Raw genomic sequence first — 14,003 nt, 5'->3', positions numbered from 1 at the left:
GGCGGGCATGGATTCTGAACTGATGGACTGGGACAGCATCTACCGGGAGGAAGGCGGCTTCCCCGGCCCTCCGCCGTGGAACATCGGCGAGCCGCAACCCGAGTTGGCAGCACTGATCCGGGACGGCAAGCTCACCGGCGTCGTGCTCGACGCCGGGTGCGGGCACGCCGAGTTGTCCTTGACGCTCGCCGCTGCAGGCAGCACCGTCGTCGGCATCGACCTCTCACCGACAGCCATCGCCGCAGCGGCCAAAGCCGCAGAAGAACGCGGCCTGAGCAGCGCGACGTATCTGTGCGCCGATATCACCTCGTTCACCGGCTACGACGGCCGCTTCGACACCATCGTCGACAGCACACTGTTCCATTCGTTGCCGGTCGAGGCACGGGACGCCTATCTGTCTTCGATCCACCGTGCGGCCGCACCGGGCGCAAAGCTGTACGTGCTGGTCTTTGCCAAGGGCGCCTTCCCACCGCACCTTGAGGCCACGCCCAACGAGGTCGACGAAGACGAGCTGCGGTCCGCGGTGTCCAAGCACTTCGTGATCGACGACATCCGGCCGGCGTACATCCACGCGTACCAGCCCGAGATACCCGATGTTCCTGCGGCCGCCGCACCATTCGGCCTCGACGACAAGGGCCGGACGAAGCTGCCTGCCTTCCTGCTCAGCGCACACAACGAGGCCTGAATCTGTGGATTGCGCTAGGGAATAGCGCAATCCTGCTCGTTGCACTTCCGCGGCCGACGGGGTTGTTCGCATGATCGGCCATGGACCTACCGCGCACCCTCTACGGACAGCTTTACCTGCTGGCCTACGACCGTAGGCGGCACCGTTTCGACTTCGGCAAGTTGTGGCTGCTCGGCTACGCGTTGCGCGGCGCCATACTGACCGAACTCTTGCTCTGTGGTCATCTGCGAGACGCCGACGGGATGGCCCAGCACACGGGTCGCCTGCCTGCCGATCCGGTGTTGCGGACCGCCCTCGAAACTATCGACGATGACGACCCGAGGTCCTGGTCCCTGCTGGTTGTGATCGACCAGCAGGACACCTACGCGCTTGTGCGCCAACAGTTGGAGCAGTACGGCTGGGTTGGCCCACAGCGACGTCACCGGCTGGGCGTCATCCCGACCCTTCGCTTCGGCGTGGCGGACGAGAATGCGGCCGCCAGTCTCGCGGACCGCGCGATCCAGGCCGTACGCGATGCGGCCGCAGGCCGGCCCGCCGAGCCACGCGCACTGACGCTCGGCCTGCTCGCCGCCCTGGGCGAACTGCCGCTGCTGAGCAAAGAGGAAACCACGGAGAGCCGCGAAAAGCTGCATGAGCTCGCACTGGCGGCGGTGGTCCCGATTGTTGGGGTGCATCAGGCGGTCGAGGCCGTCTACGCCGAGTTGAACGCAAACAGCAACGGCAGCAACCACTCTGGGTGTGGCGGCTGCGGGGGTTGTGGAGGCTGCGGTGGCTAGGCGGCACGACCGCCGGATGGCACGAGTGGACGCCGCGCTGGCCACGGGGCCAAAAGGACATCGCCGGAACGGGTCTCGGACTTGCCATTGCGGCGGAGATCACCGCGGGTCATGGCGGCACCATCGCGTTGGGGAAGGCGCCCGAAGGTGGCCTTCTGGTGCGCTTCCGCCTGGCCGGGGGGGACGAGGCCGCGTGAACATCCCGACCCTGACCCGTCGCACCTTCATTCTCGGGGCGGCGGCGGTCGCCAACGGCTGCCTCAAAAGCGAACCCAGTGGCCATATCCGCTTGGCCGCCGGTGGTCCGGGCGGGTTATATCTGGCGTTCTCCGAGATCCTCGCCGAACAGATCCACCGCCGATATCCCAGTATCGACGTCGAAGTCGTCCCTACCGAGGGCAGCGTGGAAAACCTGGCCCTGCTCCGATCCGGCAAGGCGGACATGGGCCTCGCGCTCGCCGATGTCGCCGAACGTGATCGCGCCACCGGGCCCACGGCAACAGCGCCGTCGGCGGTGGCCCGCGTCTACGAAAACTACCTCCAAGTCATCGTCCCTGATTCTGCTGCCGTACAGCATGTTTCAGATCTGAAGGGCGCCCGTATCTCCATCGGGCCGGATGGCTCCGGCGCCTCCGCGACCAGCCGAGTGCTCATCGCGGCGGCCGAACTCGACGGCAGGGTGGAGCTGTTGGCCTACCGTCTCAGGGATGCGTTGGCCCACCTGGCCGAGAACAATATCGCCGCACTGGTGTGGTCGGGTGGGGTTCCCACCCCGGCGATCGCCGAGCTGGATAGCGTGCGACCGTTGCGGATCATCGACATCAGCGGATTGGCGCGGCGGATGAGCGATCTGTCCGGCTATCCGTACGTGCTTCGCCCCGTTCCGACATGCAACTACGTACCACCGGGTATTCGCTCGATTGGTGTGGCGAACCTATTGCTGTGCCGCCAGACCATTCCCACCGAACTGGTCAGCGCGATGGTGGTCACCCTGGCCAGTGACGCAGAGCGTCTGGTGCCGCCCTATGTCCGTGGGCTGCAATACCTCGACACCCCCTCAATGGTCCAAACCGGCTTCATTCCACTGCATTCCGGCGCCATCGCCGCCTACCGGGAACTGCACGGCTGAATCTCACGCAGGAACGGTGCGAGCACCGCAAGGAATTCCCGGGGTTGTGACGAGAACGGTAGATGGCCGCTGGCTTGCACTTCCAGACGCGAGCCGGCAATAGCGCGCTGGGTGGCCCGGCCGAGTCGCAGCGGGATCGCGGTGTCGTGTGCCCCCCAGACGATCAGGGTGGGCGCGCTGATGCGCTCCGCGCGGCCACGCAGATCGGCGTCCGGGGCGGCGAAGCTGCGCCACACCGCGGCAGTGAGCGCGACTCCCTCGGAAGTGCGGGCGCGGGCGGTGACGCGGCGCAGGACGGCGTCATCGTTGTCGCTCTGCGCCCGCAGGTAGCTGCGAACGAAACGGGGAAGGACCCTGCGCATCACCGCCGGCGTCCCGAGTAGTCGGCAGTACGCGTTGGCTAGCGGTCCCCCGAGGAATCCGCCGGTGTCGACCAGCACCAGACCGGCAACCCGCGCGGGATCCGTGATGGCCAGCCGCGACGCGCAATAACCACCCACCGAGCTTCCGACGAACACCGCCGGCGGGAGATCCAGCGCGGCCACCAGGTCTTCGAGGACATCGGCATAGAGGGCCGCACTCGGAGTGCCCGAAGGAGTCGGTGATTCACCGTGTCCTGGCCAGTCGACGGCGATCACCCGATAGCGGCGGACCAGGTCGGGCGTGATCGCATCGAAGTCGTGGCGGTCGTGCAGCACGGCATGCAGCAAGACCACAACGGGTCCGGTGCCCTCATCGGAGTAAGCCACCGGGCCGACCCGGGTTTCGACTGTAGGCATCATTCGTCCTTTCATTGACCGACCGGTCGGTCAACAAATGCTATCCTCAGATCTGTGTCACCACAACAGGCAGTCAGCCGCAAGGCCGCCGCCGCGGCGACCCGGACCAAGTTGATCGAGTCGGGGCTTCGCCTTGCCGAGCGCACGGGGCTCACCGGGCTGAGCGTGAACCTCCTGGTCGATGAAGCCGGTGTGTCGAAGGGCAGCTTCTTCCACCATTTCGGCGATCGAGCGAGCTACTTACTGGCCCTGCACCGCGAGTTTCACGATCGCATCGCCGAGCAGATCGAGCAGGCGCTGGTCGATCTGCCACCGGGCCGCGAACGACTGATAACCGGGGCTCACGCCTACCTCGACATGTGCCTGCAGCAACGCGGCATCCGAGCGTTGTTGCTCGAGGCACGTGCGGAACCCGCTGTGGCGCAGGAGATCACCCGACGCAATGCTGATTTCGCCCGGAAATTCAAACCAGACTTCGACGCCCTGGGCCGCCAGCATCCCTTGGAGAGCGCGCAATTACTGGCTGCGATGACCGCCGAGGCGGCACTGATCGAACTCGGAGCCGGATCCGCGATGCAGTCGGTGCGTACGGCGCTGGCGGAGTTCATCCGCTGAGCCGCCTCAGGTTACGGCGCGCAGCGCGGTGACGAACGCCTCGATGTCCTCGGTGTAGGCGTCGATGTGCGGCGCGACCCGCAGGACCGGCGTCGTCATCTCCAGCGGTGCCCGCTCAATGCCGGCTGCGGTCGTCACGATGCCGTGCTCCGCGATCAGCCGGGCCCGCGCCTGCGCGGGGTCCGCGCCGTCAGTGGGCGCCAACGTGGTGATTGCGGTCGGTTCGTCGACGGGTTCCACCACCCGCCAGCCGGGAACGTCGGCAAGGAGTGTGCGGACGAGCCGCCCGAGATCAGCCAAGCGATGCCGCACCGCCTCCGGACCGGCCGCCACATGCAGACCTACGGCTACCGAAAAGCCCACCCGTGCAGCTATATTGGCCTCGCCGAATTCCAGACACTGCAGGGCAGACAGCGACCCCGCCCACTCCGGAGACTGCAGCAGATCGGCCAACGCCGGACGCACAGCCAACACGCCGACTCCGCGCGGGCCGGCCAACCACTTGCGCGATGACGAGTACACGGCGTCGGCGTCGGCTACGCAGTCGATGTGTGCCAACGCCTGGGCGGCGTCCACGACCAGCGGCACGCCGATCTCCCGGCACACCGCTGCGACCGCGGCCACGGGTTGGACCACACCGCGGTGGCTGGCGACCGCGGTCAGGTGGACCATCGCCGGCGGATCGTCGGCCAGCATCGTTCGTGCCGCATCGGGATCGACGCGGCCGAGGTCATCGACCGGCAGTGCCCGCCAAGTGAAACCACGGGAGGCGAACTCTGCGAGATTGGGCCCGTACTCGCCGGGTAGGCCCGCCACCGTGCGCTCCATCGGCCACACGCCGAGCAGCAGCTGCAGCGCGTTTCCCGATCCGGTGGTGAAAACCACGTCGTCGGGCGACATCCCGGTCAGCGCCGCGACACCGGCGCGGCCCGCGTCGAGCACTGAAGCGGCCGCCTGCGCGGCGACGTAGCCGCCGACCTCGGACTCGTGACGGGCGTGGGCGGCGGCCGCGTCGATCGCCGCCAGGCTCTGGCGCGAACACGCGGCACTGTCCAGATGCACGCCGGCGGGGGGCAGCCGCGCATCGCGCCAGCCCTGCGCCACCGTGTCGGGTGTGCTCACTTCACCGCCAGCGACAAGCCGAAATCGCCTGCCGGATCAGTCCACCAGTGGGTGCGTCGCAGCCCGGCCTCAGCCAGTTCCTGTGTCACGGTATCCGGACAGAACTTGCACGACACCTCGGTGAGCATCTCCTCACCGGCCGTGAAGTCGACTCGCAAACCGAGGCCGCCGACGCTGACCTGCTGCGGAGTCGTTGCCCGCAGCCACATTTCGATGCGCTGCTCGTCAGGATTCCAGCGGGCGACGTGTTCGAACGCCTCGAGGTCGAAGTTGGCGTCCAACTCGCGGTTGACCACCGCCAGCACGTTGAGGTTGAACCGAGCGGTGACACCGGCGCTGTCGTCGTAGGCGCGGACCAGCCGGCCGGTGTCCTTGACCAGATCGGTGCCCAGCAGCAAGCTGTCGCCGGGATCGAGCACATCGGCCAGCGCGGCCAGGAACTGCTTGCGCGGGCCGGGCGTGAGGTTGCCGATGGTGGACCCGAGAAAGACGAACAGCCGCCGACCACCGGTCGGGATCTTCGCCAGGTGTTCCTCGAAATCGCCGCAAACGGCATCTATTTCGAGATCGGGGTACTCGGTTGCCAATGCCTCGCCCGCCAATTCCAGCACACTCGAGTCGACATCGAAGGGCACGAAGCGTCGCAGTGATCCGTTGTCGCGCAGGGCGGTCAGCAGCTGCCTGGTCTTCTCCGAGGTGCCGCTGCCGAGCTCGACCAGAGTGTCGGCGCCACTTGCCGCGGCGATCGCCGGCGACTGAGCGCGCAGTATCTGCGCCTCGGCGCGGGTCGGATAGTACTCGGGCAGTCGGGTGATCTGGTCGAACAGATCACTGCCGACTGCGTCGTAGAACCACTTGGGCGGCAATGACTTCGGCTGCTGCGCCAGCCCGTTGAGCACATCGTTGCGCAATGCCTGGGCAGCGGCGTCGGCGGCCAGATAGTTCGACAGCGTGAACGTCACGAAGATCCTTTCAGCGGCGTCAGCGACACCTGTCCCCCGCTCACCTCGACCAGGTGCCGGTCGGGAATGTCCTGCCAATCGGGATGGTCGTCATAGGGTTCACTGGCCAGCACCACCCCGTCCTCGCGGCGCAACACCGACAGGGTATCGCCCCATGTCGTGGCGACAAGCCGAGATCCGTTGGCCGCCAAGATGTTCAGCCGCGCGCCTGGATCCGATGTGCCGACCTCGACGATGGTGTCGGCGAGGTTCTCCAGACCGCGGTCGAAAATCAGCGCGGCCAGTACCGCGCTGTCGACCGTCGATTCGGCGACGCGGCTGACCGGCAGCACCCCGCGGTCGACGACACCGTTGTGCGACAGCAGCCAGCTGCCGTCGCTGAACGGTGCCGACGCGCTGGCCTCGATGGGCATGCCCACCGTCGCGGAGCGCACTGCGGCGATCACACAGCCGCTGCGCAACGCGGGCGCCACCGAGGCGAACGACACGTCCCCCCACAGCGGTGACGCGCTGCGCCACCGGCGCACCTCGTCATCAACAAAACCCACGCCCCAGCCGTCGGCGTTGATCAGTCCATGCTTCTGCCGGCGCGGGGCATAGGACTGCACCCGCAGACCGCTCGGCGGATCGAGGACCAGGGAGGCGATCGACACCGGCTCACCCAACCACCCGAGATGCCGGCACATCAGACGTCCCACGCCAGGCGCACACCGGAGAAGATCTGCCGCCGGATCGGGTGATCCCAGTTGCGGAAGCTCGGCCGCAGCGTGTCGGCCGCGACCGCCCACGAACCGCCGCGCAGCACCTTGTAATCCCCGTCGAAGAACGGCTCCGAATACCGCTGATAGATCATCGGGGTGAAGCCGGGCCACGGACGCAAGGGCGAGGTGGTCCACTCCCACACATCGCCCAGCATCTGCTCGGCGCCATAGGCCGACGCCGCCGCAGGATAGCCGCCGACGGGCGCGGGCCGTAGCGCCTCGCCGCCGAGGTTGGCCAGTCGCTGGTTCGGCTCGTCGAAACCCCACGGATAGCGCCGCCGCGCGCCGACACCGGGATCCCAGGCGGCGGCCTTCTCCCACTCCACCTCGGTGGGCAGACGGGCGCCCGCCCACGCGGCGTAGGCCTCGGCTTCGAAGAAGCTGACGTGTTGCACGGGTTCGTCGCCGGGGATCTCCTCGACGTGGCCGAACCGGGTCCGACTTCCGTCGCGATTCCAGAATTCGGGGGCGCTCAGGTCGGCCTGGATCCGATGCTCCCAGCCGCGCGGCGACCACCAGCGCTGCTCGGTGTAGCCGCCGTCGTCGATGAACTGCCGCCACTCCGCATTGGTGACGGGCACCCGGCCGATCCGGAAGGCCGGCACGTCGACCACATGGGCGGGGCGCTCGTTGTCCAACGACAGCGGTTCGTCCTGCACATCGACACCGAGGACGAACGGGCCGCCGGCCACCAGCACTGAGGTGCCGGCCACGCCGGGCCGCCCGCCGGGCAGAGCGGTCCGCTGCGCCAGGATCGGGGCGCCGCTGCGCAGGTTGAGCGCCTGCAGCATGGTCTCGTCGTGCTGATTCTCGTGGCTGATCACCAGGCCGAACCGGAACGCGATCTCAGCGTCGTCATCGCGGTCCGGCAAGGCGTCCAGCACCTCCAGGGCGGCGGCGCGCACCCGGCGGCAGTAGGCCCGTGATTCCGCGGGTGACAGCAGTGGCAGGTCGACGCGGCTGGCCCGGGTGTGCACGAAAGCGTCGTAGAGGCCTTCGATGTTGGCGGGCAGCATGCCGGGCCGGTGCGGGTCACCGTCGCGCAGCAGCCACAGCTCCTCCTGCTGCCCGATATGAGCGAGGTCCCACACCAGCGGACTCATCAGCGGGTTGTACTGGCGATGCAACTCAGCGTCGTCGAAGTCGGTCAGTACCAGGGTGCGCTGGCGGGCCCGGTCGAGATCGCGGGCCAGGGTCTCCCGCCCGATCACGGTGTCGCCTTGGCCATTTGCAGCACGGCGCCCTCGATGCCGTTGCTGACGGCGCGGTCGGCGAAATCGTCTGCCGGGCAGCGGCCACTCTCCACGTTCTGCACCAACCGCTGCATCGACTCGGATAATTCCGCGGGCGCGCGCTCGGCGGCCACAGCCACACAGCGGTTGGCGGCCTCGAAAATCCGGTTGTCCGCCAGGCCCACCCGGGCAGCCAGATCCCACGCCGTCGCGACCGGTTCGACGGCCTCGGCGGCCAGCCCGGCGGCGACCGGATCGTCGAGCAGCGTCACCATCAGGAACACCACCGCCGGCAACAGCTCGTCGGGCACGCTATCGAGGTAGCGGATCTCCAGCCAGCGCCGCGGGCGCACCGGCGGGAACAGCGTGGTCAGGTGGTAATCGAGGTCGGCGATCGTGGGTCGGCGGCCACCCAAGAGCACCAGCCCGTCGGCCCAGTCGGCGAACGGGACATGCTCGGTGACCGCCACCGCATCCGGGGTGTGCACCAGCATCACCGGCGCTTTGAGCGCGTAGCGGGCCCAGTCGGTGCACGGGTCGTCACCGCTGGCACCGAGGATCGGGCCGCAGCGTGCGGAGTCCAGCTGGCTCCACACCCGTTGGCGGCTGGAGACCCAGCCGGTGAATCGGCGGGCGAGCAGCGGCGAGTTGGCGGCGATCGCGATCATCGTCGGGCCCAGCGCATGAGCCAGCCGCACCCGGTCCGCCCACCCGTCGCGGGGACCGGCGTCGAGGTTGACCTGGATCGAGGCGGTCGACGTCATCATCGCCGCGCCCGCACGTCCGGTGCGCGAGGCGGTGAAGAACCGTTCCATGGCTTCATAGCGGGGGCCGGGGTTGACCCGGTGCGGGCGGCGCAGCGGGTCGGCGCCCAGCAGCGCCAGCCCGAGGCCGGCCTCGGCGAACGTTGCCCGCAAGGCCGCCCGGTCGGCGACCAGCCCAGCGATCGCGGCCACCGGCCCGTCCGCCGGTGGACCGGACAATTCCACGGCGCCGCCGGGCTCGACCGTGACCGCACTGCCGCCGGGCAGCGGCCCGACCGTCGCGATCACGTCGTTGAGCTGCGACCAACCCGGCCGACGACGCGGATCGGTGAGGTCGAAGCAGTGCGCCTCGAGTTCCAGCCCGACCCGGCCGATCGGGCCGTGCTCCAAAGAAGCGCCGGCGATGTGCAATGCGGCCGAGGATGCGCTGGTCAGAACGCGCTCGCCGGCGGCCGGGCCGCTGCGTGCTCGACCCGGCTCAGACGTGACGACAAACGTCATGACATCCATCTTCCAGATCGCACCGACAAATTTCCTCGATCCCGCCCTGACACTTCTGTGACCTTGCTATTGACCCAGTGTGTTCTGCATCGCACCGGCCAACACATTGACCGCCGGGCCGCCGTTGCCGGGCTGACAGACCTTGGCCTGGAGCAGCACATTCTCCCGCAATCGGGTCTGGGTGAAGCACCGCCGATCGGTACCAACCTCTTGTTTGACCCAGACCGCGTCGGTCGCGGTTGGCGCGACACCGCCGAACGACCACACCTGTGTGGTGCCGTCATCCAGGTGCATGGCCGTGGTCTGGCCGGCGCAGCCGACGGTGCGATCGGTCACGCGGTGGAACGCCCGGTTGGCGGCGTCGGCGGTGGCGAACACCCCGATGGCCTGCTTGACCAGATGGTTCTGGTCGGTCGCCGACGTCTGGGTCACCGCGCTGTTGAACGACGCGAGGTCGGGATCGAAGAACACCTCCGGCAGCCCCACGTCGGCCCAGTTATTGCAGACCGGCAGGTCGACCCAGTACGCCTGCACCGGGTCGGTGCTGACCGCTTCCCAGGTCATCGGGGCGCCGACGATGTTGCCGACGGAACCCTTGCCCAGCACGGCGTAAGACACCACTCCCGGATCCGACGGACGAGCCATCGCCGGGGCTGCCAGGCAGACACCGGCGAGCAGCACGGCGGCCGCCGTGGCAGTAGTGCGCATCGACTCAGACCTTGGCGGTCAGCGTGACGTCGATATTGCCGCGGGTGGCCTTGGAATACGGGCACACCTGGTGTGCCTTGTTCATCAGCTCCTCGGCCTGCCCCTGCTCCAGGCCCGGAAGGTAACCGATGAGATGGGCGTTGATGCCGTACCCACCGTCGCCGTCCTTGCCGAAGCCGACCTGCGCGGTGACGCCCGATGCGCTGTCGAGTGTGATCTTCTCCGTGCGGGCCACCAGCTGCACAGCGCCCAGGAAACAGGCCGCGTAGCCAGCCGAGAACAGCTGCTCGGGATTGGTGCCCTCGCCGCTGCCACCCGCCTCCTTCGGCGGCCTGGTGTCCAGATCGATCCGATTGTCCGAAGACTTCACATGCCCTTCGCGTCCCCCGCCGCTGGCCGTCGACTCCGCGGTGTAGATGACATCGATACTCATGGAGTCGATCATGCCAGTTCGGCGCGCACACCTTCCTCGATCTTCTTGCCAAGGTCAGGGTCGATGTTGCGCCAGTACTCGAACACCCTGGACAGCACCGGCTCCTTCACGCCGTCGGACACGTGCCCGATGACGTTCTGCGCCAACCGGTCTCGCGCCTCGTCGTCCAGCACCTCGCGGACCAACGTGCCGGCCTGGCCCCAGTCGTCGTCATCGGGGCGAAGGACATACGCCGTGCGAACCATGTCGCCGTCCGATGCCCAGTGCACCTCAGCCGCCCGTTTCGGGTCGGCCTCCGGACCTCCCATCGAATTCGGTGCATACACCGGATCGCCTGCATTGCGGATGCGCATCGCCCCATCCTTGGAATACGCCCGTACCTCGACCTTGGGCTCGTTCACCGGGATCTGCTTGTAGTTCACGCCGAGCCGGGCGCGGTGCGCATCGGAGTACGAGAAGCCGCGAGCCAGCAGCATCTTGTCCGGGCTGAGGCCAGTTCCGGGCACGACGTTGTTGGGTTCGAACGACGCCTGCTCCATCTGAGCGTGGTAGTCCTCGACATTCCGGTTCAGCGTCATCCTGCCGACCTCATGCAGCGGGTAATCCGCGTGCGACCAGATCTTGGTCAGGTCGAAGGGGTTGTACCGGTAGGTCTTGGCGTCCTCGAAGGGCATGATCTGCACGGACAGCGTCCAGCTCGGGAAGTCGCCGTTCTCGATCGAGGTGAACAAGTCGCGCTGGTGGTAGTCGCCGTCCTCGCCGGCGATCCGATCGGCGTCCTCCTGGCTCAGGAAGTCGATGCCCTGGTCGGTCTTGAAGTGGTACTTCACCCAGAACAGTTCACCGGCTGCGTTGAGCCAGCTGTAGGTGTGGCTGGAGTAGCCGTTCATGTGGCGCCAAGTCTTGGGGATGCCGCGGTCGCCCATCAGATAGGCGACCTGATGCGCGGACTCCGGTGAGAGCGTCCAGAAGTCCCACTGCATGTTGTGGTCGCGAAGGTTGTTGGCGGCCATGCGTTTCTGGGACCGGATGAAGTTCTGGAACTTCATCGGATCACGGACGAAAAACACCGGGGTGTTGTTGCCGACCATGTCGAAGTTGCCTTCGCTGGTGTAGAACTTCAGCGCGAAACCCCGCGGGTCACGCCAGGTGTCTGGGCTGCCGCGCTCACCGGCGACCGTCGAGAACCTGGCCAGCATCTCGGTCTTGGTTCCTGGCTGGAATACCGCGGCCTTGGTGTACTGGCTGAGGTCCTGGGTCACCTCGAACTCACCGAAGGCTCCGCCGCCCTTCGCGTGCGGCTGCCGCTCCGGGATGCGCTCGCGGTTGAAGTTCGCCATCTGCTCGATCAGGTAGTGGTCCTGCAGCAGAATCGGGCCGTCCGGGCCGACGGTCAGGGAATGTTCGACACTCGGCGCCGGCGCACCGGCATCGGTCGTCAGGTACTTCTCTGTCATTTCTCGTGCCCCTCTCTCAGGCTGTGGGCCTTTCGAGGAGCGGGTACCCGCGATGAGCCGTCCCATCACAGCCGAAAGCCCAGCGCCCTCCGGGGGGTGAGGGCGCTGGGCAGCTCGGTGGAAACGTCAGGGACGCGGAGTGGCGGTGGCGGTAGCGCCGGGGCCGGTGCTACCCGGTCCGCCGGGTGCGAACCCGGGACCGGCGTTGGGCCCACCAGGGCCGCCCGGTCCAGCGGGCCCGCCAGGGCCCATCTGACCCCAAGGCCCCATGCCCGGACCCATCCCGGGTCCGCCGCGGTGGTGGAACTCCTTTGAATTGCCGCCGCCGTGGTGGTGATGCCAACCGCCTCCGCCGCCGCTGTGGCGTCCGAGAGCGAATCCTGTAAAGAAAACAGCGCCGACGATGAAAATAGTTCCGGCGACGATGGCCACCCACGCGACGGCCTGGTAGAGCCGATTGGGCCGGGTGGCAACAGGGACGGGCGCGGCGTACGCGGGCGGCGGTTCGAGAGTGGCGACGGGACTGGTGGCGGGCTCGTCGGCCCGCTCGGGTGTTTCGGTCATGGATTGATCATGCGAGCCCGCTACCCAGCGCGGGCTAGGTCGGACCTTTGAGTTGGCTATGAATGACCGGCCCCGATCGCAGGGCCCGCCGGGTGGACCGTGCGGGCGGGCGACTGGACAGCGCCAGCGAACTTTGCGACTATTGCCCGGGGGTTGCTTTCAAGGAGCGTGCACGGTGCTGTTCTATCTCTATCTCACCGGCATGCCCTTGTTCACTTTCCTGGCATGGGTGTTCTCCGAAGCCTCTCACGCAGGTGAGACCGTACGCGACCGTGTTCGCGTCCCACTCGTCGTCGCGTCAGGGTTGCTATGGCCGGTGTTGCTCTTGGGAGTTGCTCAAATTCAGGTAGTGCGAATACGGGCGAAGTTGATGAACCCGCTCACCACGGTTTGAACGGGTTCACCGCGAACTGCAGAACTCGGTAAGGCGCACGGTCCCGCGGCGTCGTATTCCACTGGCTGATGAAAACCCTCACCTCGTCGAGCGTCGAACCCGGCGAGATGTAGCCGCCGTACGGCTGCGCGAGCTGATTGTCATCCGGTGACGGCAGGCTCTCGACCGGATCGGGCCAGTCACCCGCCTGCACGACCGTCGTCACCGGGGCCGAGCCCAAACCCGTCGGGTCATACGCCACCCGCATCTCCATGTTGCCGGTGCTGGCATTGAAATAGGACAGCACCGGTTTGCCGTCGACCTCGCGCATGCTCATCTCGCCGATCATGTCCGGCCACAGCGGCGTCGGCGTCTTGTTCCAGCCGCCACCGGGACCGGCCGCCCAGCCCTGCCATCGGGAGCGATCGGTGAACGTCTCCGGGGTGGCGCGGTAGAGCACCACCGGGCCGGACCGGTCGAAATTGTTGGCCACGATGTACACCCAGCCGGTCTGTGAATCGGGCGTAGGGATGGGGTCGTAGTAGCCGCTGATCTGTGTCTGGCGCCCACCCGCGTAGGCCGCGGGCCGCTGCGAACCGGCGACGGTCTGCCAACCACCCTGTCCAGCTTGAGCTTTCACCAGTCGCGAGGTCTGCGGCACCAGGTCCTTGGTGGTGGTCACCAACAGGTAGTTCTGCCGGTTGATCGTCACCACACCGGCTGGTAGCTGCGAGGAGCCCGCCGGGGTCGGCTCAGCCAGGAGCGGCTTGTCCACGCCGGTGACCCCGGTGTAGCGCACCCCTTCGGGATCGTCGACCGAGTCGCCGGAGACGCGCAGGGCGACCGGCGAGAACCAGCCGCCGAATCCGACGCCCTGACCGGCAAAGCTGTCACCACAGATCTGCAGCAATTCGGTTGGGAATTCCATGAACTCACACAGATCGGTGGCACCGATTCCGTAGTCGCGGGTCGGGGTGCCGGTGCCCGCGATCGGCCCGATGCGCACCACCTGGCCCGGTGACAGCGGCGCCAGGATCGGATCGGGCGCCGGATTGGGCGGGTCAGCGGCCGCGGTCGGGGCCAGCACCAGCGCCGAGATCGACGAAATGGCGCAGACCACTCGCAGTTTCACGCCCAAACGT

The 14,003-nt window shown here is 67.4% G+C and carries 15 protein-coding genes; 4 read left to right on the top strand and 11 right to left on the bottom strand.

The window, feature by feature from the left end; translation table 11 throughout:
* Positions 1–7 precede the first annotated feature (7 nt).
* The 3 genes from SLQ31_RS02860 (at position 8) to SLQ31_RS02850 (ending at position 2,590) form a co-directional block, all read left to right on the top strand.
* Positions 8–685, top strand: coding sequence for a class I SAM-dependent methyltransferase (locus SLQ31_RS02860; protein WP_319429482.1), 678 nt, complete (start codon positions 8–10; stop codon positions 683–685).
* 80 nt (positions 686–765) lie between these two features.
* On the top strand, positions 766–1,461 hold the full coding sequence (locus SLQ31_RS02855; protein WP_319429480.1) for a GOLPH3/VPS74 family protein: 696 nt from the start codon (positions 766–768) through the stop codon (positions 1,459–1,461).
* A gap of 193 nt (positions 1,462–1,654) precedes the next feature.
* Entirely contained in the window at positions 1,655–2,590 is a 936-nt protein-coding gene (locus SLQ31_RS02850) for a TAXI family TRAP transporter solute-binding subunit (RefSeq protein ID WP_319429478.1), read from the top strand.
* Here the strand turns inward: SLQ31_RS02850 and SLQ31_RS02845 are convergent.
* Positions 2,569–3,369 carry an alpha/beta hydrolase gene (locus SLQ31_RS02845; RefSeq protein ID WP_319429476.1) on the bottom strand — a complete coding sequence of 267 codons (801 nt, stop codon included), beginning with the start codon at positions 3,367–3,369 and terminating at the stop codon, positions 2,569–2,571. The genes SLQ31_RS02850 and SLQ31_RS02845 overlap by 22 nt on opposite strands.
* A gap of 54 nt (positions 3,370–3,423) precedes the next feature.
* Here SLQ31_RS02845 and SLQ31_RS02840 point away from each other — a divergent pair, with 54 nt between their 5' ends.
* The gene (locus SLQ31_RS02840) at positions 3,424–3,984 is read left to right on the top strand and encodes a TetR/AcrR family transcriptional regulator (RefSeq protein ID WP_319429475.1); all 561 of its coding nucleotides are present in this window, start codon (positions 3,424–3,426) and stop codon (positions 3,982–3,984) included.
* A gap of 6 nt (positions 3,985–3,990) precedes the next feature.
* Here SLQ31_RS02840 and egtE read toward each other — a convergent pair whose 3' ends face one another.
* The 10 genes from egtE to SLQ31_RS02790 form a co-directional block, all read right to left on the bottom strand.
* Positions 3,991–5,106: an ergothioneine biosynthesis PLP-dependent enzyme EgtE gene (egtE, locus tag SLQ31_RS02835; protein WP_319429474.1), complete on the bottom strand. Its 1,116-nt coding sequence runs from the start codon at positions 5,104–5,106 to the stop codon at positions 3,991–3,993.
* On the bottom strand, positions 5,103–6,068 hold the full coding sequence (gene egtD / locus SLQ31_RS02830; protein ID WP_319429473.1) for an L-histidine N(alpha)-methyltransferase: 966 nt from the start codon (positions 6,066–6,068) through the stop codon (positions 5,103–5,105). The genes egtE and egtD overlap by 4 nt, the downstream gene beginning before the upstream one ends.
* Positions 6,065–6,754 (bottom strand): ergothioneine biosynthesis protein EgtC, encoded by a 690-nt coding sequence (egtC, locus tag SLQ31_RS02825; protein ID WP_319429471.1) that lies wholly within the window; start codon positions 6,752–6,754, stop codon positions 6,065–6,067. The genes egtD and egtC overlap by 4 nt, the downstream gene beginning before the upstream one ends.
* Complete coding sequence (egtB, locus tag SLQ31_RS02820; protein ID WP_319429469.1) at positions 6,754–8,040, bottom strand: ergothioneine biosynthesis protein EgtB; 1,287 nt, start codon at positions 8,038–8,040, stop codon at positions 6,754–6,756. Before egtB ends, egtC begins: the two co-directional genes overlap by 1 nt.
* Positions 8,037–9,326 (bottom strand): ergothioneine biosynthesis glutamate--cysteine ligase EgtA, encoded by a 1,290-nt coding sequence (gene egtA, locus SLQ31_RS02815; RefSeq protein WP_319429467.1) that lies wholly within the window; start codon positions 9,324–9,326, stop codon positions 8,037–8,039. Before egtA ends, egtB begins: the two co-directional genes overlap by 4 nt.
* A gap of 66 nt (positions 9,327–9,392) precedes the next feature.
* Positions 9,393–10,034 carry a sensor domain-containing protein gene (locus SLQ31_RS02810; protein WP_319429465.1) on the bottom strand — a complete coding sequence of 214 codons (642 nt, stop codon included), beginning with the start codon at positions 10,032–10,034 and terminating at the stop codon, positions 9,393–9,395.
* 4 nt (positions 10,035–10,038) lie between these two features.
* Complete coding sequence (locus SLQ31_RS02805) at positions 10,039–10,467, bottom strand: organic hydroperoxide resistance protein (RefSeq protein WP_319429463.1); 429 nt, start codon at positions 10,465–10,467, stop codon at positions 10,039–10,041.
* Positions 10,468–10,475: 8 nt separating this feature from the next.
* Positions 10,476–11,924, bottom strand: coding sequence for a catalase (locus SLQ31_RS02800; RefSeq protein ID WP_319429462.1), 1,449 nt, complete (start codon positions 11,922–11,924; stop codon positions 10,476–10,478).
* Positions 11,925–12,050: 126 nt separating this feature from the next.
* Complete coding sequence (locus SLQ31_RS02795) at positions 12,051–12,488, bottom strand: hypothetical protein (RefSeq protein WP_319429460.1); 438 nt, start codon at positions 12,486–12,488, stop codon at positions 12,051–12,053.
* Positions 12,489–12,868: 380 nt separating this feature from the next.
* Positions 12,869–13,993 carry a DUF4185 domain-containing protein gene (locus tag SLQ31_RS02790; RefSeq protein WP_413641499.1) on the bottom strand — a complete coding sequence of 375 codons (1,125 nt, stop codon included), beginning with the start codon at positions 13,991–13,993 and terminating at the stop codon, positions 12,869–12,871.
* Positions 13,994–14,003: the final 10 nt, after the last annotated feature.

Origin of the sequence: Mycobacterium sp. RTGN5, assembly GCF_033804465.1 — a bacterium.
Lineage (GTDB): Bacteria > Actinomycetota > Actinomycetes > Mycobacteriales > Mycobacteriaceae > Mycobacterium.
This window is presented reverse-complemented; position numbering and strand designations above follow the sequence as displayed.